Origin of the sequence: Brevundimonas sp. TSRC1-1, from assembly GCF_049898245.1 — a bacterium.
GTDB classification, from domain to species: domain Bacteria; phylum Pseudomonadota; class Alphaproteobacteria; order Caulobacterales; family Caulobacteraceae; genus Brevundimonas; species Brevundimonas mediterranea_A.
Genome location: NZ_JAFCXI010000003.1, coordinates 440,144 through 460,447 on the forward strand (window position 1 = coordinate 440,144; position 20,304 = coordinate 460,447).

Sequence of the window (20,304 nt, forward strand, 5' to 3'; positions counted from 1 at the left end):
GGATTAGGCGACCCGGAGGAACAGCACCCGCGCCGCGCCATAGTCCCGCGCGTCCAGCCGGTCATAGCCAGGCGTGTCGATGTCGGGCTCGTCCGAGCCGCGCTCGAACACCACCAGGGCGCCGGGCTTCAGCCAGTTCCCCTCCAGCAGCCTTGCCAGCGTCTGCTCCCCCAGACCCTTGCCGTAGGGCGGGTCCAGGAAGGCGATGTCGAAGGCCTCGCCGTCCGATCCGGGCCGCACGCCCAGGTCCGTGGCGCTGCGCCGATGGACGCGGGTGCGCCCCATAACCCCATAGGCGTCGGCGTTCTCGCGGATCGCGCCCCGCGCCCCGTCGTCGGTCTCGACGAACAGGCAGAAGCCCGCGCCCCGGCTGACCGCCTCGAACCCCAGGGCGCCCGATCCGGCGTACAGGTCGATGACCCGCGCGCCGTTCAGGCTCTCGGCCCAGGCGGCGTGTTCCAGCACGTTGAACACGGCCTGCCGCGCCCGGTCCGAGGTCGGGCGCGTGCCCTGCCCCTCCGGCGCGACGATGGCCCGGCCCTTCAGGCTTCCCGCAACGATCCGCAAGCCTCAGCTCCGGGGCGTGCGGGGCTTGCCCCCCGGCGCGCGGCCGCTGGTGCCCGAAGGCCCCGCCGGCTTGCCGCCGCCGGTGCGTGGCGGCCGGGTTTCGCGTCCGCTGGGCGAAGCCGCGCCGAAGCCGCGCGGCTTGAACTCGCGCTTGCCGGCGTCAGCGCCCGCCGTGCGCGGCTTGTACTCGCGCTTGGGCCCGTCGCTGCTGCGGGCCGGAGCCCCCTCGCGCGGCGTATAGGCGCGGGCGGGACGATCACCGTCCTCGCGCGGCTTGTAGGTGCGGGCCGGGCGTTCGCCGTCGGTCGGGGCGCCCTCGCGCGGTTTGAAGCTCTTCTTCGGATGGCCGGTCTTGGGCGCGGCCTTGGCCCAGCCTTCCTTCTTCGGCGGGCGCTCGCGGCGCTCGACCGCGTCGGCCTGGGCCGTTTCGGCGGCGCGGACCCGGCTGGGCTTGCGCGACGGGTCCGACATGGCCGAGCCCGAGCGTCCCTTGACGATGGGCGTCGACACCCGGCGGCCGGGGATGGGCGCGGGCGTCTCGACCGTATTGCCGGTCGGCAGGTTCTCGGGCCGGATGTACTCCGCCAGCAGTTCGCGGATCACGCGCGGCCCGACCTCTTCGACCGAGCCGATGGGCAGGACGTCGAGGCGGAACGGACCATAGGCCAGGCGGATCAGGCGATTGACCGTCAGGCCGACCGACTCCAGCACCTTGCGGACTTCGCGGTTCTTGCCCTCGGTGATCGAGACCGAGATCCACAGGTTGGCCGGGGCGCGACCATCCTCGGACTTGGACTCCTTGGCCTTGTCCAGCGTCGCCTCGATGGGGCCGTAGGAGACGCCGTCCACGACCACGCCGTCCTTCAGCTTGTCCAGCTGTTCCTGGGTGATCTTGCCCCGCGCCCGCGCCCGGTACTGACGCACCAGCGAGGTCGCCGGCAGTTCCAGCGCCCGGCTCAGTTCGCCGTCGTTGGTCAGCAGCAGCAGGCCCTCGGTCGCCAGGTCGAGCCGTCCGACCGAGATCACGCGCGGCAGGCCGGCCGGCAGGGCGTCGAACACGGTCGGCCGTCCGGTCGGATCGCTGTGGCTGGTCAGCAGGCCGGCCGGCTTGTGATAGCGCCAGACGCGCGTCGCCTGGGTCGAGCCGATGGGCTTGCCGTCCACAGTAATCACGTCGTCGCGCGTCACCAGGGTGGCGGGCGTGTCCAGGATGCGGCCGTTGACCGCCACCTTGCCCAGACCGATCAGCCGCTCGACCTCGCGACGCGAGGCGATGCCGGCGCGGGCCATGGTCTTGGCGATTCGCTCGGCGCGCAGGGGCGTGTCGCTCTTGCCCGCATTGGACGACGGCTTGCCGTCCTTGCCGGCGCGCGGCCGATCTCCCCGGTCCGGCTTGTCGCCGAACCGCTTGGGGCCGTCTTCGCGAGGGCTGCGCGGCTTGTCGCCGAAGGAGGTCTTCCCGTCGCCGCTCTTGCGAGGACCGGAGGATTTAAAGGGCCGGGGCGACCGTTCGTCTTGACGGGCGCGGGGCTTCTTGTCGTTGTCGTCTGTATGGCGGACCATGATGAGCGGTTCATGCGCATGGCGCTGGACCAAGCGCAAGCGGCGGCGGACGCAGGAGAGGTGCCTGTGGGCGCAATTCTTGTCGATCCTGCCTCAGGTGAGGTAATTTCGACCGGCGCCAACGGCCCGATTGCGGCGCACGACCCCACCGCCCACGCCGAGATCGTCGCCATGCGGCGCGCGGCGACGGCGCTGGAAAACTACCGACTGACCGGCCTGACCCTCTATGTGACGCTGGAGCCCTGCGCCATGTGCGCCGGCGCCATCAGCCACGCCCGGATCGGCCGCGTGGTCTGGGCCGCCGACGATCCCAAGGGCGGCGCCGTGCTCCACGGCCCCCGCCTGTTCGAACAGCCCACATGCCACTGGCGCCCGGCGACGGACTGGGGTCTTCTGGCCGACGAGTCGTCCGGCCTGCTCAAATCCTTCTTCCGTCAACGGAGGGGAACGGCCGCGAACGGCGTACGTTAGACCGGCGCGCCAAGCGGCGCCGTTGTGAGGATAAGCGTCTTGTTCAAGCCGGTTCCGCCGTCGTCCCTCGTCCACCGCGGCCTGGCCGCCCCCGCCCTTGTCGCCGCCCTGGCGCTTCTGGCCGCCTGCGGCCCCGATCCCGACAAGGCCCCCAGCACCGGCGACGAAGTCAAGGAACGCGCCATCGAGGCCCAGACCGCCCGCCAGCGCACCGGCGCCGAGGTCCAGGACCGCACCCTGAACCGCGTCGTCCACACCGTCTATCTGTGCGACAACGGCGAACGCCTGTCGGTCGATTTCGACAATCCGCGCCAGATGGCGACCATCCGCAACTCGTCCGGCGAGGCCATCGACCTGTACCAGGAACGCGCCGCCGACGGCATCTGGTACCGCGCCTCCAACGTCGATCTGCGCGGCAAGGGCGTCCTCGCCACCTGGTCCGTCCAGGGCCGCCAGCCGACGCAATGCCGGGCGGTGGATTAGGCCAGCGCCGCCAGCCTTCGATCCAGCCCGTCCCGCACCTCGGGCCAGTCGTCATCGATGACGGCGAACATCGCGGTGTCACGCGCACGCCCTGTCCAGGTGATCTTGTGCTTTCTCAGCACCCCCTCGGCCCTGGCGCCCAGTTTCAGGATCGCCGCCCGGCTTCGGGCGTTGAGGGCGTCGGTGATGATCTCGACCCGCACCGCCCCGGCGTCAAAGGCATGGCCCAGCAACAGCCGTTTGCAGGCCGGATTGATCGCCCCGCCCCGCGCCTCAGGCCGATAGAAGGTCGAGCCGATCTCGCAGCGGCGATAGGCCGGATGGATCTCGTACAGGCTGGTCGTGCCCACCACCGCCCCGTCCGAGCGTCGCCGCACGGCGTAGGCGATCCGTGTCCCGGACCGCATGGCCGTCAGGGCGCTGTCCCACCAGCCGCCGAAATGCTCGCCCTGGGCCGAGCCGACCATGGCGGCCCAGGCCTCGGGATCGCAGTTCAGCGCCGCACGAACCTCGTCTTTCAGACCGTCCTCGAACGGCTCCAGCCGCACGAACCGATCCTCCAGCGGGACCGGGACGATCCGCATCACGCCGTCGCGCCTTCCTCGATCAGGAAGGCGCGCACCTTGTCCGCATCCACGCCCTTGGCGACGAAGGCCTGGCCGATCCCGCGCGCCAGGATCAGGGTCAGGGCCCCGCCCTCGGCCTTCTTGTCGCCGGCCATCAGGGCCAGCAGCCGGTCGGCCGCGAACACGCCCGCCTGATCCAGACGCGTCGGCAGGCCCGCCGCCGCGACCACCGCCTCGACCCGCGCCACATCCTCGGCCGAACACAGGCCCTCGCGCGCCGAATAGCGGAACGCCATACAGCACCCCAAGGCCACGGCTTCCCCATGCGCCAGCGCGTCTTCGTCGAACCCGACCTCGGTCTCGACGGCATGGCCGAAGGTGTGGCCCAGGTTCAGCAGGGCGCGCCGCCCGGCTTCCTTCTCGTCCTCGCCGACCACGGCGCTCTTGATCTCGACCGAGCGGATCACGGCCCGTTCCAGCGCCGCCGGATCGCCCTCGGCGCCCGCCGACCCTTCGCCCGCCAGCCAGTCGAAGAAGCCCGCGTCGCAGATCAGGCCGTGCTTCAGCACCTCGGCCCAGCCGGACTTCACCTGCCGCGCCGGCAGGGTCGCCAGAACGTCGATGTCGGCCAGCACCAGGCGCGGCTGATGAAAGGCGCCGACCAGGTTCTTGCCGCGCGGCGTATCGATGGCCGTCTTGCCGCCCACGGACGAATCGACCTGGGCCAGCAAAGTCGTCGGGATCTGCACGAAGTCGACGCCGCGCATGTAAAGCGCCGCCGCCAGTCCAGCGAGGTCGCCGACCACGCCGCCGCCCAGGGCGATGACCACGTCCTTGCGGTCCAGCCCGATCTCCAGCAGCCGGTCCAGCACCTGTTCCAACTGGGTGAAGGACTTCGACCCCTCGCCCGCCGGCACAGCCACGATCTCGCTCCTCACGCCCGCCGCCGTCAGCGACGCCGTCAGGGCCGGCGCATGGATGCGCGCCACGGTCTCGTCGGTGACGATGACGGTCCGGCCCTTGGCCAGCGGCGCGATCCGTTCGCCCGCCTGGGCCAACAGCCCGCGTCCCACCACGACATCATAGGCCGCGAAGGCCCCGCCGCTGACTGGAATGATCGTCACGTCTTCGTCTCCGCGCGCCGTCTCTGGCGCCAGTGCCGGCGCAGATGTTTGTGAATGGCGTCGACCGCCTGGCCATGCGAGCCCTGGCCCACATCGACCGCCACATCCGCCTCGCCATAGATTGGATACCGCACCTCGGCCAGGTCGGTCAGCACCGTCAGCGGGTCCTTGCCCCGCAACAGCGGCCGGGTGTCGCGCCGCGCCACCCGTTCCGCGATCACCGCCAGATCGGCCCTCAGCCAGACCGTGTCGGCCCGTTCCTTCAGCAGGGCCCGCGTCTCCGCATTCATCATCGCCCCGCCGCCGGTGGCCAGCACAATGGGCGGCCCTTCCAACAGGCGGCGGATCACCCGCGCCTCGCCGGCCCGAAACTCTTCTTCCCCCAGCGCGGCGAAGATTTCGGACACCGTCATCCCGGCCGCCGATTCGATCTCCACGTCACCGTCGGCGAACGGCAGTCTCAGCCGATTGGCCAGACGGCGCCCCACCGACGATTTGCCCACCCCCATCAGCCCGACCAGGGCTATGGTGCGGGTCGGCCCCGGATTCGCGCGCCGCCTCATCCGGCGGCTCCGGCGGAACAGACGGTCGAGGAAACGGAGAAGGCGGCGACGCAGGCAGGCATGATCCTGAAAACCTCTACACCAAGCCTGACCACACGCCATCCGTTCGCAGGACGGATTGCGCCATGACGCCCCAGATCGAGGCCTTTCTGGAGATGATGGCGGTCGAACGCGACGCCTCGCCCCACACCTTGTCGGCCTATGGGCGGGATCTGAGCGACGCCGAAACCGCCTTGTCGGACGCCGGCGGACTGATGAAGGCTGACGCCGAGGCGCTGGAGGCCTGGTTCGCCGACCTGTCGCGCCGCGGCCTGTCCGCCGCCACCGCCGCCCGCCGTCGCTCCTCCGCGCGCCAGTTCTATCGCTTCGCCCTGGCCGAGGGATGGCGGACCGACGATCCGTCGCGCCGTCTGGACGCCCCCCGGCAGGGCCGTCCCCTGCCCAAACTGCTGAGCCGCGACGAGATCGACCGCCTGCTGGCCGCTTCCGCCGCTCGTGACGCGGCGGCGGGCCTGCGCCTGGTCGCCCTGGTCGAGATGGCCTACGCCTCGGGCCTGCGCGTGTCGGAGCTTCTGGGGCTGAAGGTCGAGGCCGTGCGCCGCGACCCCGCCTATCTGATCGTGCGCGGCAAGGGCGGCAAGGAAAGGCTCGCGCCCCTGAACACCGCCGCCCGCGAGGCGATCAAGGCCTGGCTGACCGCCCGCGACGCCCGGCGAAAACCCGAGGCGCCTGACAGCCCCTGGCTCTTCCCCTCGTCCGGCCGCTCGGGCCATCTGACCCCGCGCCGCTTCGCCCAGTTGCTGGACGAAGCCGCGATCACGGCGGGGATCGACCCCGCCCGCGTCAGTCCCCACGTCCTGCGCCACGCCTTCGCCACCCACCTGCTTGAAGGCGGCGCCGACCTGCGCGTCGTCCAGACCCTGCTGGGCCACGCCGACATCGCCACGACCCAGATCTACACCCACGTCGCCACCGACCGCCTGGCCCAGGTCGTCCAGCAGAACCACCCCTTGGCGCGGGATGATTGACGGCGCATATTTGAGCCATGGCCGAGGATTTCTACGTCAAGGCGATCTGGGATCCCGAGGCCGAAGTCTGGTTCAGCGACTCCAACATCGTTGGCCTCGTGATCCAAACCGCGACGCTGACCGAGTTCGAAGTGCTGGCCCGGCATTTCGCTGCAGAGCTTCTGGCCGAGAATATGAACGTTGTCGGCGACACCCTCATTCGGTTCGAGGCTGCAGCACATTTCACGGTCGCGGCTCTTCCCTTCCCTCTCCCTATGGGAGAAGGCTAGTCACCCTTCTCTTGTTTAATTGTCTGTAATATAGGGAGATTTTTTCAGTGAAAAATGCCGTGTAGGATTCGTGTAGATGATTCTTCACGTTCGCAACAAACGATGGCTGGAGTCGGTGGCGGCGTCCATGAATTTGGGCTGCTTAAGTATAAGCAGTTGGGCTCCGCGAGGCGTCAGTCGAAGGCCGCCGCAGCCCTTTCTGCGCCCAAGGCGCGCAAACCCAGCCAGGCCTAGGCCTGATGGTAACGGCAGACGTCCGCGCCAACCGTTACCATCCCGCCCGCCTAGAATAGCAACAGCTGCCTGTTCGCCTGATCGAAGGCCTTCCATTCCGGCGACCGTGACTCGTGATCCAACCACGCCTCCACGAAGGCTTCCGCACTGTCGTAACCATCCATCGCCGCCTTGGGCGTGAAGTGCGACCTGTAACCCGTCTCGGTGATCGGCAACGGGGCCCGCTCGGGCGACACGCTCACCACTTCCAGATGGGCCATGTGGGTTCTGTCGTCATAGACCAGATAGTCGGCGTTCCACCTGATTTCGATCTCGATGCCGTTCCAGTGTGTCCGTGTGATTGAATAGTCCTTCTTCATATCCGCCTCTGGGGTTTGGGTTCGTACTGAACCCTTGCCCGTCGGCGAGACTGGGGGAGCAAACGGAGCGGGAGACTTCGCGGGGACCCGGCTGCAACGAGCACTGCGAGAGAAGCTGGGCGGAAGGCTCTCCGAAGTGCGCCAGGGGCAACGCCCCGAGCTCTTCGCGATAGGGATTGCAACCCGGATGGGCTGAGATCACCGGCGCAGCCGGACGCTCAGGGCGAAGCCTAAAGCCCGCCGCGCTTCGGCGCGGATCGCCCTGCTGCTGGGTCTCGCTTTTTCAGTCGCGCGAGTTCCAGCGCCTCGTCACGCTCGGCGGTCCTGACCGCTCGTGCGAGCCGCACCATCGCGGCGGCAAACATCGCCTTCACGGCTTCCGGGGGTATTCCAAGATGCAATCCGATCTCGTCGTACGTCATCTCCCCGAAACGATGGAGAACGAACACGTCCCGCAGCCTTGTGGGCAGTCGCAGGATTGCGACTTTGATGACATCCGCAGAGCTTCTTGCACCTCGGCGTCTTGGCCGAGGTTTTGATGCTGTCATCCGCCTGTTCTCCCATTGAAGCCGTGGCTGGTCTCTTCCATTTGCGGTCTACGCGCCGAACGCGCCGTGCTCGATATCCGCCGACAGCGCGATGAGATCCTGCCGCGATCGCGCAATCATGGCGTGGGCTTCGGGGTGGTCCTCGGGCCAAATCAGACGCTCCAGGACAGCAAGCCTTGCGATGATCGCTTCGAAGCTTACGGATGCGGAATCAGGAATTGCCTCCAACAGACGCTCACGCCTCTCGAACAACGTGTCCAAGATGCCGTCGATGTCCCGAAGCTCCTTGGACCAAGGCAATGCTTGCTGTTCGGTGTGACTAAGATTGCACCAAGAATGCTCCCGGATCAGCCAACCCTCCAGTTTCGCCCAACGGTTCTGGAGCCGCTCTATTTGGGCGTCGATAGCCAGCCAGTTCTTGCATTGTCTGGCCGCCTCAGAGGAAGCAACCAACGCGGCGGGTGCTAGATTGTCGGAGATGGCTGCGGTACCGGCGGCAGGGCTGGCCAGTCCAAACGCTGCGACCGATGTTCCCGCGATGAGCCCGCGCCTGGAAATCTCAGGCAGGCGCGAGTCCTCGACGCCCGTCTTACGACGCGACCCCATGACTAAAGCCTTCTAATCACTTATGATGATTTTATCATCGTCGAATGCAAATCGTGCGTCAACACAAAATCGTCTTCTGTGATAATAAAGTAGTCATTTGCTGACATCTCCTCAAATTAAGGCCGCACGGGCCCTGCTCGGTTGGAGCCAGCCGGCGTTGGCGGAGGCTTCGGGGCTGTCGCTGCCCACCATTGTGCGTATGGAAAGCAAACTAGGTCCCGGGCGCAGTTCTGCAGCTAATGTCGAATCCGTTCAGGTGGCCCTTGAAGCCGCTGGAATCACCTTCCTAGAAAGCACAAACGAATCCGGGCCCGGGGTGCGCCTGAAGCGCGGGCTTGAAGGATGACTATGTAGTTCCCCCCCTTTGAAGCTGGCCCACGTAATGTCGTCTTCGGGAATTTGGAGTCGACCCGCAACAAATGCGGGTGCTTAGGTCGACGCCGTGCAAGAACTCAAGGCTGGTCATAGCTAAGCCGGGCTGGCAGCCGTCCTCCTTCTACGCCCGCCGCCGCGCAAGCCTCTGTCACAGAGCCGAAAACCTTTCGTAGAGACCAGAGGGAAGGAACTCGATTGTCCGCTTCGATCCGGGCGCTGGTCACGCGACCGACTTCCCGGCTCAGGCGCCTCAACTCTTCGATCATTTCCTGCCGAGAGATGTGCTGACCTTTGCTGTCACGCCCCTTCGTCAATTTGGGCCGAGCATATCCGATCAGTTTATAAGTATTCATCATTCCCCCGAACCGCTCTGCATAAGTGGACGAATGGGGGCAAAGCTTGCTGGCCTCAATAATCGTCCTGGACAGTTTTCCTTCAGAAGCCAGCACTTTGCGTAGATCGACAAGCAGCTCCTCGTCAGTTTGACCATATGAGCCAGAAAGAACAGCGCGACGTTTCTGGGCATTTTTGAAAAGAGCAGATGGTATTATCGGCGGACCGACCGTCGTGAACTTCCATTCTGAACGCGGCTTAAGAACGGCGTCATGGCCCAGGACCCGCGCGGTCTTGGCATAGCCCTGCACTCCCACCAGCAAATCGCATGTAAGTACGTTCCGTACTCGGCCACTCTCCACCGCGACCCATCGTGCCACATCTGTCGATTAGCGTTCAAAGCGTTGGCAATCAGGCCCGTGTCCAACCGTTCGTGAACGTATGAACGGAAAATTCTCAGGACGACGCCGACTTCGCGAGTTGATCCTTTCTCGAATCGAACGGTGTAGCCCGGATTGCTCTTTCGCTGGCTTCGAGCAAGCAGCCGTCCGGGTGACCCGTCCGCATGAAACTCTCTGCGCTGAAGGCCAAAAGGACAACCACCCCCTTGCGCATAGCCGCCCTCCGCCATCCGCCGCTTCCCGCGCCTGACCTTGACGGATAGATCTCGACTGTATTCACCGGCCATGACACGCTTGATCTGCTTCATGATCGGGCTGGTGAAGTCATTACGAAAGCGTTCGCCGCAGTAGTGGATTGGAACGCCCGCTTGACGGCACATGAACTCGTAGTGGGCGCTTTCATCGGCGTCTTGGTATCGGCCCCATCGGCTGACATCAAGAACCAGTATAGCTTCGAAATCGGCACTTCCGGCCACAACCTCGGACAGCATTGTAGCGAGTCCCACCCGCTTTTTGGTGGTGACGCCACTGATGCCAGCGTCTTCGAAGGACCGAACTATCTCAAACCCTTCGACCCTCGCATACTCCGCTATCGCGGCACTTTGGTTAGCGAGCGAGTATTTCTGAAGCTCGGTGGACATCCGCAGATATTGAGCGGCTGGGCGAAGGGCAGTGATCGGATTTTTCATCGACGTGGGTAAACCCGATATCAGCCCCACAGCGAACCTCTAATGATGTTCTGGGGCCGTACGTCGGCCATCTGAAACCGCCCACTAAGGCTCCCGCCCCGGTGCTGCCTCTCGCGGCGGTACCACCGTCACTGTGCACCGCTGCCTTCTGCCAGTCTCGACCGCCGCCGCCAGGCACGTATCGAGGACCTCCAGGTTGTTCTTGGCAAGCCGCGAGTCTGCGTTCACCCGAGCCCAGACTTCCGGATTGGCCGCTCGCATCAGTTCCCCACCTGCTGTCCACCGGTCCCCCCGCATGACAAGGGCCGCCACCCGCGTATTCAGCCCGAACGGGGCCACGCTGGCGATGATCGGCGACACTAGAAGCCCGACCGCGAACGCGACACCACCGGTCCAGCACAGCAGCCGGAACTGGCGATCCTTTGCCCACGCCTGGCCGATGAGGCTCGACAGCCGCGCCCGCTCGCGCTCCGTCTCCTGCGTCGCACGATCCAGCCTCTGCGCCGCCTCTCGCACAAGCGTCGAACCCGCCCTCGCGATACCTTGGCCCTGCTGCTCGGGCGTGAGGTTAAGCGCCGGCGAGGCCAGCACCGTCTCCAACGACTGGCCGATCTCGTCGAGACCCTTGCCGAGTATCGCGAGATCCTGACTGTAGTCCGGCGTCCGGTTCTCCCGGATCGCCGCTGGAAGGCGTTCGATCGCGCGGCGCAGCACCGAGACCTCGGCCCGCAGGTCCTCGAACGCCTGGGCCGGGTCGCCCGCCTGATCCTCCGCCATCCTCGCCTCCTGACTTCGCTACAACGACAGGCCCCGATGCAAGTCCCGCCCGATCTGCTGGATCGCCTGCTGCACGCTGCGCGCTGAGATCACCCGATCGAGGGTCGAACTCTGGCCCATTCCCAAGTCCTGCGCCCGCGACCGCACCAGCGACGCCAGCTGCGGATCGCGCTTCAGCGTGCCCGCCATCGCCTTCATGCGCGCCTCCACGCGTTGGCGTTCGCCTCTGTGCCGCCACCCGTCCAGCCGGTCATGCTGCGTTTCCAGCCGCTTCCAATCCTTCACCAACCGGTCGGCCTTCAACATCGGATCATGCCGCACCCGCGCTTCGCGGCGGATGGCGCCCGCCAGCTCGGCACCGCGTTCAACCCCGCGAAGATCCCGCATGGCGCGCCAGGTTGAGGGCTCATGACGCAAGGCGTTATGCAGGTCGCGCGTCGCCCCCGGCCTCGTCTGATCCAGCACCGCCCCGGTCTCGCGCAGTTCGCGCTTCTGATATTCAAGCACGGGCAGCTTCTGGGCGCGCATCCGCCCGGTATCGTCGATCGCCCGCGCATAGCGCTCCACCAAAACCTCCAACGTCTGCGCGGGAACGGGAGCCGTTCGCCCCGGGCCGGACAACGACAGGCCTTCCACGCGGCTGAACTGCGGCGGCGCCGCGCGCTTGTTCAGGTTCAACCCGTCGAACAGGCCCCGTTTGCGAGATTCGGCGTCGTGACCCGTGGCGCGGGTCGGCGCTTCGAGGCCGCGCCGTGCGGCATAGTCCAGCGTGGTTTCCTTGAGCCCCGTCCGCGAAAGCCGCGCCGACAAAGCGTCCAGCTCCTTGAACTCATTCCGGTCGGCATAGAGGGTCGCCGTCTCCCGGTGGCGGGTCATGGCGACATAGGTCAGGTGCCGGTCCATCGTGCCGGACGCCAGCACATAGGTCCGGTCCACCGTCGCGCCTTGGGCCTTATGGATGGTGGTGGCGTAGCCGTGATCCACGGCAGCATAGTCCGCCATCGACACCGACACGACGCGGCCTTGACCGGGTCCCTTGGCGCTGTCCAAGCGGACCTCAAGCCGACCGGGTTCGGCCCGCGCCACCGTGCCTAGCATGCCGTTCTTCACGCCGAGGTCGCGGTTGTTCTGCCGGAACAGGATCCGGTCCCCGGCGGCGAAGGCCCGTTCGCCCTCAGTCGTCTGATAGACCTGCTCGCCTCCAAGCTCGCCCCGGTCCTGCCGCACGGCGCGGACCGCGTCGTTCAGCTCCGCCACGTGCGCGCGGCGGTGCGCCAGCACCAGCCGCGAGCCCTCGCGCCGGGCGTCCATATCGGCGATCACGTCGGCGACGATGGCGCTGCGGGCCGCGCTGAGATCGGCCTCAAAGCGGATGGCGCCGCGCTCGGCGTAAGCCGTCAGACCCTCGGCGGTGCGGTGGCGAGCGAAGTCCACCGACGCGTCCCGCTGCCAGTCTTCGCGCTGTCGGCGGATTTGGCCCAGCTCGACGAAGCCGACACGCTCGGCCACCGCACGGAAGGCCGCGCCGGGGCCGATCGGCTGGAGCTGTTCCGGGTCGCCTACCAGGACCACCTTGGCGCCGGACCGGTCGGCCTGCGCCAATACCCGCGAGAGCTGGCGGCTTCCGACCATCCCGGCCTCGTCGATCACCAGCACGCTGCGCGGGCCAAGGGTGTCGCGACCGCGCTTCCAGCTCCGTTCCCAGCTCGCCAGCGTCCGCGAGGCGATCCCCGAGGACTCCTCCAGCCCTTCGGCCGCCTTGCCCGCCAGCGCCGCGCCCATGACCCGGTAGCCGTCGGCCTCCCACGCCTGACGGGCGGCGCTGAGCATGGTGCTCTTGCCGGCGCCCGCCATGCCGACCACGGCCCCGATGCGTTCGGGACCGACGAGGTGGCGCACCGCCTGGCTCTGCTGCCCTGACAGGAACGGCCGGTCGGCGAGAGCGCGCTCGGTGTGGCTGCGACTGATCCCGAACGTCCGGCTGTCCGCCATCCGGTCGGCGCTGTCGGCCATCGACTGTTCGACGGCGATCATCTCCGTGGTGGAGTAGCGCGCCGGCTCTAAAGTCCGGCCGAACTCATCCCTTTGCTCGGGGCGCAATTCGACCAAGGCGGGCGACGCCATGGCTCTGGCGAAGGCCCGCTGGAAAGCGTCGGGATCATCGACGTAGCGGTGGATCACCCTGGCCACATCGGTGCGGTCGAACACGCTCTTCTCGTTCGTGACCAAGGTCAGCGCCTGCTCGGGCTTCTCGCGGATCAGTCGGGCGTTGCGCTGCGCCTGTTCCGCGTCCTGACGGGCGCGCGCCACGGACTTGCCGCGCCGGTCCATCTGGGTGGCGTGGACGCCCATGTGCTGCGTAGGCTCGATTTCCAGACTGCAGTCTTGGTGGGAGCGATGATCGATACGCAGGTCGTGACCCGCCAGGGCCAGATGACGGTTGGCGCGATCTTCCCAATCCAGACGCAAATCGCGCAGCTGTTCGTGCGAGGTCGGCAGGCCGAGCGCGATCAGCCGCTTGTTCTCCAGCTCCATCTCGGACTTCTCACCGAGGCCCTCGCGTTCAACCTTGCGGGTGGTCAGCAGAATGTGGGCGTGGTGGTTGCGCACGTCGGTGTCGCCGTGCGGACTGTGGATCGCAAAATCCACTGCCACCCCGTAGCGATCGGCCAGCCCTTGAGCGAACTCCCGTGTCAGCGCCAGCCGCTGCTCGGGCGTCAGTTCGTGCGGCAGCGCCACTTCCACCTCGCGGGCCACCCGCGCGTCCTTGCGGGTCTCTGCGAACTCCGCCGCATTCCACAAGGTCGAGCGGTCCTGCGCCCACTCCGCGTCCACGCCGTCCGGCAGCACGATCTCGGTGTGCTCCACGCCGCGACGGGCGGCGAAGTCGTGGGTCTGGCCGTCGCGTTCGTTCGTCAGCCTCTGCGAGGCGCGATAGGCGGCAGCCGCGACAGCGCTGCGTCCGCTGCTGCGGCTGATCGGCTTCATCGCCAGATGATAGATCGCCATGACGACCTCCCAGGCGCCGCCGGGAGGGCGGCCAGACTGGCGTGCCGAGATCACGCAAAGCCAGGCTGCAACCTGGGTCCGTCGATCTGAAAATATCAAGCCCTGAGTTGCGCAGCAACTCGTAAGTGCGCCCTTCGCTAATCTTCACTTCGCTCGATAGGCTCGGTGAGGAGCGCTTGTGAGCAAGCGGATCAGCAAATGGAAGAGGCCAATCAGCAATGGAGTAGTGGCCGCCGTGCGAATCGAGTCCGCATCCTCGTGAAAGCATGACGGGGCCTGCGGTCCGTCGCAACGTCGTCGTGAACGCAAGGGCATTGCTGGGACGTTGCTAGCAGCGTCGCCGGGTGCAGCGCTGAAGACAGGTGACGCCTCGGCGATCTCTCGCTACCTTGGGTTCTGAAAGAGGAGCGGCGACACGGAGGAGATGATGGCGAGGCGATCAATCGCCGAGCGGCTGGCTCAACTGGAGGCCCAGCGCAAATCGCTACAGACCAAGCTCGGCAAACAGGAGCGGGCCAGAGATACGCGCCGCAAGATACTGCTCGGCGCCCTGGTCCTGCACCGGCTGGAGAAGGGTCAGGACGCCTTTTCGAAAGAGCAGCTTCCCGACTGGCTGCGGCGCGAACTGCCCGGCTTCATCACCCGCGACGACGACGCCGCCCTCTTCCCCGATCTGATCGACGGCGGCGCGGCGCCGCTGCCAGACCAGACTTGATCGGCCGGGGTGGTGCGCTGGGTCTTCGGTTGGATCGGGTTAATCGTTACCTTGATCGGCGGTTCCCTGATGGGCACCATTGTCGGCCTTGTCTTCATCATCCCCTTCATCCTGATCCGGCACACCAATGAGACGACGCAGAACTGGCTGTTGCTCGCGGCCGGATCGACGGGAGCCCTCTTCGCCTGGCTCAAATGGCGAGCGGCGAACGCCGGGCGCGACGATACCGGCGACGTGCATGGCTCGGCCCGGTGGGCGAGTGAGCGGGAGGTGTGGGTCTCGCTCGGCGGCGGTGAAGGGCTGATCGTCGGGCGGGAGAACCGCAGGAACGGCCAGCTTCTGCGTTACGATGGCGAGCAGCATCTGATCACCATCGCACCGACCCGGTCGGGCAAGGGCGTTGGCGCCATCATTCCCAATCTGCTCACTACCAACCGCTCGGTCCTCTGCATCGACCCAAAGGGAGAGAATGCGCGCATCACCCTGCCAGCGCGCCTCCGGTTCGGGCTTGTCGAGGTGCTGGACCCGTTCGGCGCGTCCGGAATTCCATCCTCGTCCTTCAATCCGCTGGACGGCCTCGATCCGGACAGTCTGGAACTGGCGGAGGATGCGGCGCTGCTGGCGGACGCCCTCGTTTATGATCCTCCGGGCCAGACTGGCGAGGCGCACTGGAATGAGGAGGCCAAGGCGCTGATCGCCGGCGTCATCCTCCATGTCGTCTGTTCCGAGCACCCTAGCGCCCGCAACCTCGTCACCGTGCGCGACAGGCTCACCTGCGCCCCCGAGGCCTTCGACGACATGCTGTCGGTCATGCAGAAGTCGAGGCATGCCGGCGGCCTCGTCGCGCGGGCCGCCAATCGTCATCTGAGCAAGAGTGGGCGCGAGGCGGCGGGCGTGCTGTCGTCGGCCCAGCGCCATACCCACTTCCTCGACAGCCAGCGAATGGCGGCAGTGCTGGAGCATTCGGATTTCCGGTTCGAGGATCTCAAGGCCGGGGTCTGCACGGTGTTTCTGGTCCTGCCACCGGAGCGGTTGAGCACGCATGCGCGCTGGCTGCGTCTGCTCGTGGCCCAAGCCATCGGCGCGCTGGCCAAATCCACAGATCGACCGGACAGGCCGGTCCTTCTTCTGCTGGATGAGTTCGCCGCCCTGGGGCGGTTGGAGCCGCTAGAACATGCCTTCGGTCTGATGGCGGGTTATGGCCTGCAACTGTGGCCGATCCTCCAAGATCTGCACCAGCTCAGGAGCGTCTACGGAGAACGCGCCGGGACGTTTCTGTCGAACGCCGGGCTGATCCAGATCTTCAACGTCGGTGATGTCGAGACCGCGAGCTGGGTCTCCCGGTCGATGGGCTCGGGGACCGTCGCTTACCGAACGGCGAGCAGCGGAGAATCGCAGTCGCCAGGGCCCATGATGTTCTCGCAGACTTCCACCAGCACCTCCACAACAGACCATCTCGTGAAGCGGGAATTGCTGACGCCCGACGAGGTGATGCGGCTCGATTCCAGTCTGGAGATCCTGCTGCGCCAGGGACAGGCGCCGGTCGCGGCCCTGAAGGTGAGGTATTTTGCTGAAGGGGAGTTTCGGGGGCTGCACTGAACGTGCGCGTTTGCAGCTAAAGACTCAACGGGAGACCGAACGGCCTGGGGTGCCGATAACCTCTTCGACGCGACGAACAGCTTCACCGATGTCGTAGACATTAAACGTCGCGATCGCATCAGCGTCAAACTCCGCTTGGGGAGCAAATCGCGTGGCGCCGCTCCGTCCAAAGACGACCACATCATCTAGGACGAATCGACATTCAGCGCATCCAGATCATGCATGCGGCGATGTGGACCAAGGCCGGGCAATGGCGAGCGAGTCTGTCGAAGCGTGCGGCGAACAGTTGAAAAGTACGTTATCTGTTAAAGCAGAGCTCGGCGCGGTTGCGCAGCTTATAGATCAGCGGGTCATGCGGAATCGGGGTTTTGCGTGAGCGGGTCGAGGGGATGACGGCCTCGGCTCCGATCCCGGCCAGATACGTCCGCAGGCTGTTGGCGTCATAGGTCCGGTTGGCGAGGACGGCCTTGGGGCGGTGACCCTCCAGAAGTGCCGGGACGGCGAGAATGTCATGGCTCTGTCCTGGCGCGATCAGGAACCGGACAGGCCGTCCGAGCTTGTCGCAGGCTATGTGGACCTTGGTCGTCAGTTCGCCTCGGGAACGCCCCACAGCCGGATCGAGGCCCCTTTTATGGTTGGCTCACCCCTCACTGTATCGTTGGTGCCGCACGAAAGAGGGTCGTTTGAAGAAGGAGCGAAGATCATGGACGTATCGGTTCTTGGAATCGATCTGGGCAAAACAGCTGCAGCGTCGTTGGGTTGGACTCAACGGGCAGGTTGTCGTCCGTCGGCGGATGCGGCGAGAGACGGTCATCACCTACGTGGCGGCCTTGCCGCCTGCGTCGTGGCGATCGAGGCCTGCTGCGGCGCGCATCACATGGGCCGCGCTCTGGCACGGCAAGGTCATACAGTACGGCTGATGTCGCCGGAATATGTCCGTCCCTACGTCAAGGCGCAGAAGAACGACGACCGCGATGCCGAGGCGATCGCCGAAGCGGCGACCCGGCCGACCATGCGGTTCGTCGAGTTGAAGACCGAAGAGCAACTCGACATGCAGACGCTGCACCGCATCCGCGATCAGCTCGTCGGGGACCGCGCCTCGCTGATGAACCAGATCAGAAGCCTCCTTCTCGAGCGGGGTCATATCATGCCGCAAGGTCGCGCGAAGCTGGCCGCCCTGCTTGAGGAGATGCTGGATGACAACGCACCGGTACTCAGCCCTCGCATCCATCGGCTCGTAAGTGACATGCGCTTGCGCTGGACCGCCATCGACGAACGGATCGCAGATCTCGATGCCGAGTTCACAGATGCGGCCCGGACGGACGCACGGGTACGTAGATTGCTGACCATTCCAGGCATAGGAGCGCTCAATGCGACCGCACTGGTGGCCGCTGTCGGCGATGCCCGGACCTTTGGCCGTGGTCGCGACCTTTCCGCATGGCTGGGTCTGGTTCCGTGGCAGGCGACCACCGGGGTCGTGTCCCAGGACGTGGTGTAACTCGCCGGTGGTAGCGTAGCCGCTCGCGAAGCGCGCCCATTACGGGGCGCCGTAGCGAGTGAGCGGCTGCGCGGTGGTCATCCGCGGTTCTTCGGTAGGGTCGGGTTTGCGAATGCAACCCCAACCAAGGAACCGAAGATGACCGACGACATGATGACCTTAAGGGCGCTGATGGAGAAGAGCCCCGACGCCAGCTTTTTGCGCGAGATGATCGGCTATGGCGCCCGGCGCCTGATGGAGCTGGAGGTGGGCGGCCTGACCGGGGCGGCGCACGGCGAGAAGAACCCGGAGCGGCTGGTCCAGCGCAACGGCTACCGCGACCGCGACTGGGAGACCCGGGCCGGTACGGTGGAGTTGCGTATCCCCAAGCTACGCAAGGGGAGCTACTTCCCCTTCTTCCTGGAGCCTCGGCGGCTGGCGGAGAAGGCGCTGACGGCCGTCGTGCAGGAGGCCTACATCCAGGGGATATCGACGCGTTCGGTCGATGACCTGGTCCAGGCCATGGGCATGAGCGGGATCAGCAAGAGCCAGGTCTCGCGGCTGTGCGAAGAGATCGACGTTCGCGTGAAGGCCTTCCTCGACCGGCCGATCGAGGGCGACTGGCCGTATCTGTGGATCGACGCCACCTACATCAAGGTCCGCCAGAACGGCCGTATCGTCTCGGTGGCGGTGATCGTCGCGGTCGGAGCGAACGCCGATGGCCGGCGCGAGGTCCTGGGCATGCAGGTCGGCCCCTCCGAGGCGGAGACGTTCTGGACCGACTTCCTGCGCGGGCTCGCCCGCCGGGGTCTGCGCGGCGTCAAGCTCGTCGTCTCCGACGCCCACGAAGGCATCAAGGCGGCGGTCTCCAAGGTGATGAACGGATCGGTCTGGCAACGCTGCCGGGTCCACTTCATGCGCAACGTCTCGGCCCATGCGGGAAAGAGCGCCCGCCGCGTGGTCACCGCCTTCATGAGCGCCGCCTTCGCCCAGGACGACGCCGAGGCCGCCAAGGTCCAGTGGCGCAAGGTCGCCGACCAGCTGCGCCCCAAGCTGCCCCGGCTCGCCGGTCTGCTCGACGAGGCCGAAACCGACGTCCTGGCCTATATGACCTTCCCGCCGGCCCACCGGGCCAAGCTTCACTCCACCAATCCGCTGGAGCGGCTCAACGGCGAGATCAAGCGCCGCACCGAGGTCGTCGGGATATTCCCGAACGAGGCCGCGATCATCAGGCTCGTCGGAGCCATCCTGCTGGAGCAGAACGATGAATGGTCCGTCCAGCGATCTCGCTACTTGAGTCTGGAAACCATCGCCACCCTGGGCGACAATCCCCTCGTCAGCCTGCCAGACATGGCCGCCTGACCGATCCCGGCCCCGCCGGAGATCCCGGCGATCAAGCCGCCGCAGTTACACCACGCGATGGGACACGATCACCACCGGCGGCAAACCGCAGCTGCTTGGCATCACCAAGCGCGGGAGCCGCTATTTGCGAAAGAACCTGATCCAGGGCGCTCGCGCATCCCTGCCCACAATGAGCAAGAGTGATACGCGACTTGGTGCCTGGCTGCGCGGTTTGCTGTCGCGCTCCCATCCCAACACCGTCGTCGTCGCGTTGGCTGCGAAGATGGCGAGGATCGTCTGGGCGTTGCTGCGCCATGAACCAACTACGATCCTGTCGCCCACGCGGTGTGAACAAGATCGGCCGATGCACGGTGCATCGGCTGGAAGATGTCTGCGGGAGGTGAGTGAAGATGGCCTGACAGTCGACCGGTGTCCTGGAACCCTATGGCTAAAAATGGCACTCGATGCCGGCCCCTTTATGAGGACCAGGACGCGCGGATCTCCATCTTGGCCAACGACCTCTTGTCGGAAGGCCGGATACGTTTTCGCAGACTGCTTAGAACATCAGACACAAACCGCTTGCCGACGGGGCGAGCCATACGTTTCGGCCGCTGCCCCGGCCGGTCGTCGCCTGCTGGTGAGCCCGCACAAGGTCGAATCCAGCATGAGATACTGGTTGTGCGCGGTCCTCGATGAGGTCAGTGAAGACCTTCTCCTACACCCCGGCCGCCGCCCATCGGCTGAAGCGCTTGTGCGCCGTCTTCCACTTGCCGGCGCTCGGGGAGGTCCTGCCAGTGGGCGCTGGATCGAAGCACCCAAAGGACGCCGTTCATGAACAGCCGTTGTCAGACCCGTCCGACCGGGATCCGAAACCTTGCCCGGCAACAAGGGCGCAATCCGGGCCCACTGCGCCTCGTCCAGCTCGTAACGCTTCACAACCATTGCAGACCTCCGCCGACCCCAAGTGAACCCCCTGAATGTCGATTGGACCTAGAGGGGGCCAAAAAGCTGGGCGCCCGGTGACGGGCGTGCGGGCCAGCGGCGGACTCCGCGACCGGACGGCCCGCGATGCCATCGGCGCCCTGCGGATCGCCGTGTCCCTGACGATCTACTTCCTCGCCATGTTCATCGTCAGCTTCGCGATGGGGCGCTGGATCGAGGCGGGCTATCCGCGCACCACGACCCTTGTCGAATACGAATCGAAAAC

Annotated in this window: 22 protein-coding genes and 2 pseudogenes; 10 read left to right on the forward strand and 14 right to left on the reverse strand. The window is 66.1% G+C overall.

Annotation, left to right across the window (positions count from 1 at the left end; translation table 11 throughout):
* Nucleotides 1-3: 3 nt before the first annotated feature.
* Both rsmD and ACP7CK_RS12120 read right to left on the reverse strand, forming a co-directional pair.
* Nucleotides 4-567, reverse strand: a complete 564-nt coding sequence (rsmD, locus tag ACP7CK_RS12115; RefSeq protein WP_426026140.1) for a 16S rRNA (guanine(966)-N(2))-methyltransferase RsmD — start codon at nt 565-567, stop codon at nt 4-6.
* A 3-nt stretch (nt 568-570) separates the two neighbouring features.
* On the reverse strand, nt 571-2,130 hold the full coding sequence (locus ACP7CK_RS12120; RefSeq protein ID WP_426026141.1) for a pseudouridine synthase: 1,560 nt from the start codon (nt 2,128-2,130) through the stop codon (nt 571-573).
* 12 nt (nt 2,131-2,142) lie between these two features.
* On the opposite strand from ACP7CK_RS12120, the gene tadA reads away from it, so the two are divergent.
* Together tadA and ACP7CK_RS12130 are read left to right on the forward strand one after the other, a co-directional pair.
* A complete protein-coding gene (tadA, locus tag ACP7CK_RS12125; RefSeq protein ID WP_426026353.1) occupies nt 2,143-2,601 on the forward strand; it encodes a tRNA adenosine(34) deaminase TadA in 459 nt (152 codons plus the stop codon).
* A gap of 39 nt (nt 2,602-2,640) precedes the next feature.
* Nucleotides 2,641-3,084, forward strand: a complete 444-nt coding sequence (locus ACP7CK_RS12130) for an MliC family protein (protein WP_008264014.1) — start codon at nt 2,641-2,643, stop codon at nt 3,082-3,084.
* Here ACP7CK_RS12130 and ACP7CK_RS12135 read toward each other — a convergent pair.
* The 3 genes from ACP7CK_RS12135 to ACP7CK_RS12145 are packed head-to-tail and all read right to left on the reverse strand — an operon-like array spanning nt 3,081 to nt 5,337.
* The gene (locus tag ACP7CK_RS12135) at nt 3,081-3,668 is read right to left on the reverse strand and encodes a GNAT family N-acetyltransferase (protein ID WP_426026354.1); all 588 of its coding nucleotides are present in this window, start codon (nt 3,666-3,668) and stop codon (nt 3,081-3,083) included. The two genes, ACP7CK_RS12130 and ACP7CK_RS12135, sit on opposite strands and share 4 nt — an antisense overlap.
* The gene (aroB, locus tag ACP7CK_RS12140) at nt 3,668-4,774 is read right to left on the reverse strand and encodes a 3-dehydroquinate synthase (RefSeq protein ID WP_426026143.1); all 1,107 of its coding nucleotides are present in this window, start codon (nt 4,772-4,774) and stop codon (nt 3,668-3,670) included. The genes ACP7CK_RS12135 and aroB overlap by 1 nt, the downstream gene beginning before the upstream one ends.
* A complete protein-coding gene (locus ACP7CK_RS12145) occupies nt 4,771-5,337 on the reverse strand; it encodes a shikimate kinase (protein WP_426026144.1) in 567 nt (188 codons plus the stop codon). The genes aroB and ACP7CK_RS12145 overlap by 4 nt, the downstream gene beginning before the upstream one ends.
* A 125-nt stretch (nt 5,338-5,462) precedes the next feature.
* Here ACP7CK_RS12145 and ACP7CK_RS12150 point away from each other — a divergent pair, with 125 nt between their 5' ends.
* The gene (locus ACP7CK_RS12150) at nt 5,463-6,365 is read left to right on the forward strand and encodes a site-specific tyrosine recombinase XerD (protein WP_426026145.1); all 903 of its coding nucleotides are present in this window, start codon (nt 5,463-5,465) and stop codon (nt 6,363-6,365) included.
* A 17-nt stretch (nt 6,366-6,382) separates the two neighbouring features.
* Nucleotides 6,383-6,634, forward strand: coding sequence for a DUF1902 domain-containing protein (locus tag ACP7CK_RS12155; protein ID WP_426026146.1), 252 nt, complete (start codon nt 6,383-6,385; stop codon nt 6,632-6,634).
* A 284-nt stretch (nt 6,635-6,918) separates the two neighbouring features.
* Here ACP7CK_RS12155 and ACP7CK_RS12160 read toward each other — a convergent pair whose 3' ends face one another.
* The 3 genes from ACP7CK_RS12160 to ACP7CK_RS12170 all read right to left on the reverse strand — a co-directional run bounded on the left by ACP7CK_RS12160 (nt 6,919) and on the right by ACP7CK_RS12170 (nt 8,381).
* Nucleotides 6,919-7,227, reverse strand: coding sequence for a hypothetical protein (locus ACP7CK_RS12160; protein ID WP_426026147.1), 309 nt, complete (start codon nt 7,225-7,227; stop codon nt 6,919-6,921).
* A gap of 230 nt (nt 7,228-7,457) precedes the next feature.
* Complete coding sequence (locus ACP7CK_RS12165) at nt 7,458-7,775, reverse strand: RNA polymerase sigma factor (RefSeq protein WP_426026148.1); 318 nt, start codon at nt 7,773-7,775, stop codon at nt 7,458-7,460.
* A 48-nt stretch (nt 7,776-7,823) separates the two neighbouring features.
* Nucleotides 7,824-8,381: a helicase gene (locus tag ACP7CK_RS12170; protein WP_426026149.1), complete on the reverse strand. Its 558-nt coding sequence runs from the start codon at nt 8,379-8,381 to the stop codon at nt 7,824-7,826.
* A gap of 97 nt (nt 8,382-8,478) precedes the next feature.
* Between ACP7CK_RS12170 and ACP7CK_RS12175 the strand changes: the two genes are divergently transcribed.
* Nucleotides 8,479-8,727 carry a helix-turn-helix domain-containing protein gene (locus ACP7CK_RS12175; RefSeq protein ID WP_426026150.1) on the forward strand — a complete coding sequence of 83 codons (249 nt, stop codon included), beginning with the start codon at nt 8,479-8,481 and terminating at the stop codon, nt 8,725-8,727.
* A gap of 106 nt (nt 8,728-8,833) precedes the next feature.
* On the opposite strand, the gene ACP7CK_RS12180 is transcribed toward ACP7CK_RS12175, so the two are convergent.
* The 4 genes from ACP7CK_RS12180 to traA form a co-directional block, all read right to left on the reverse strand.
* Nucleotides 8,834-9,400, reverse strand: coding sequence for a homing endonuclease associated repeat-containing protein (locus ACP7CK_RS12180; RefSeq protein WP_426026151.1), 567 nt, complete (start codon nt 9,398-9,400; stop codon nt 8,834-8,836).
* Entirely contained in the window at nt 9,304-10,179 is an 876-nt protein-coding gene (locus tag ACP7CK_RS12185) for a recombinase family protein (protein ID WP_426026152.1), read from the reverse strand. The genes ACP7CK_RS12180 and ACP7CK_RS12185 overlap by 97 nt, the downstream gene beginning before the upstream one ends.
* Before the next feature lie 84 nt (nt 10,180-10,263).
* Entirely contained in the window at nt 10,264-10,956 is a 693-nt protein-coding gene (locus tag ACP7CK_RS12190) for a DUF6118 family protein (RefSeq protein ID WP_426026154.1), read from the reverse strand.
* An 18-nt stretch (nt 10,957-10,974) separates the two neighbouring features.
* Entirely contained in the window at nt 10,975-13,965 is a 2,991-nt protein-coding gene (gene traA / locus ACP7CK_RS12195) for a Ti-type conjugative transfer relaxase TraA (RefSeq protein WP_426026155.1), read from the reverse strand.
* Nucleotides 13,966-14,392: 427 nt separating this feature from the next.
* Between traA and ACP7CK_RS12200 the strand changes: the two genes are divergently transcribed.
* Both ACP7CK_RS12200 and ACP7CK_RS12205 read left to right on the forward strand, forming a co-directional pair.
* A complete protein-coding gene (locus ACP7CK_RS12200) occupies nt 14,393-14,680 on the forward strand; it encodes a mobilization protein (RefSeq protein WP_426026156.1) in 288 nt (95 codons plus the stop codon).
* A 69-nt stretch (nt 14,681-14,749) separates the two neighbouring features.
* Entirely contained in the window at nt 14,750-16,279 is a 1,530-nt protein-coding gene (locus ACP7CK_RS12205; RefSeq protein ID WP_426026157.1) for a type IV secretory system conjugative DNA transfer family protein, read from the forward strand.
* A gap of 298 nt (nt 16,280-16,577) precedes the next feature.
* Here the strand turns inward: ACP7CK_RS12205 and ACP7CK_RS12210 are convergent, their stop codons facing one another.
* Nucleotides 16,578-16,889: a transposase gene (locus ACP7CK_RS12210; RefSeq protein ID WP_426026159.1), complete on the reverse strand. Its 312-nt coding sequence runs from the start codon at nt 16,887-16,889 to the stop codon at nt 16,578-16,580.
* Here ACP7CK_RS12210 and ACP7CK_RS12215 point away from each other — a divergent pair.
* The 3 genes and pseudogenes from ACP7CK_RS12215 to ACP7CK_RS12225 form a co-directional block, all read left to right on the forward strand.
* Nucleotides 16,791-17,777: an IS110 family transposase gene (locus ACP7CK_RS12215; RefSeq protein WP_426026160.1), complete on the forward strand. Its 987-nt coding sequence runs from the start codon at nt 16,791-16,793 to the stop codon at nt 17,775-17,777. The genes ACP7CK_RS12210 and ACP7CK_RS12215 overlap by 99 nt on opposite strands.
* 138 nt (nt 17,778-17,915) lie before the next feature.
* Nucleotides 17,916-19,118: an IS256 family transposase gene (locus tag ACP7CK_RS12220; protein WP_426026162.1), complete on the forward strand. Its 1,203-nt coding sequence runs from the start codon at nt 17,916-17,918 to the stop codon at nt 19,116-19,118.
* A 67-nt stretch (nt 19,119-19,185) separates the two neighbouring features.
* Nucleotides 19,186-19,413: pseudogene (locus ACP7CK_RS12225) on the forward strand (IS110-like element ISMmg1 family transposase); the annotation flags it as partial.
* Nucleotides 19,414-19,668: 255 nt separating this feature from the next.
* Here the strand turns inward: ACP7CK_RS12225 and ACP7CK_RS12230 are convergent.
* Nucleotides 19,669-20,033, reverse strand: a pseudogene (locus tag ACP7CK_RS12230) (IS5 family transposase); the annotation flags it as partial.
* Nucleotides 20,034-20,304 lie beyond the last annotated feature (271 nt).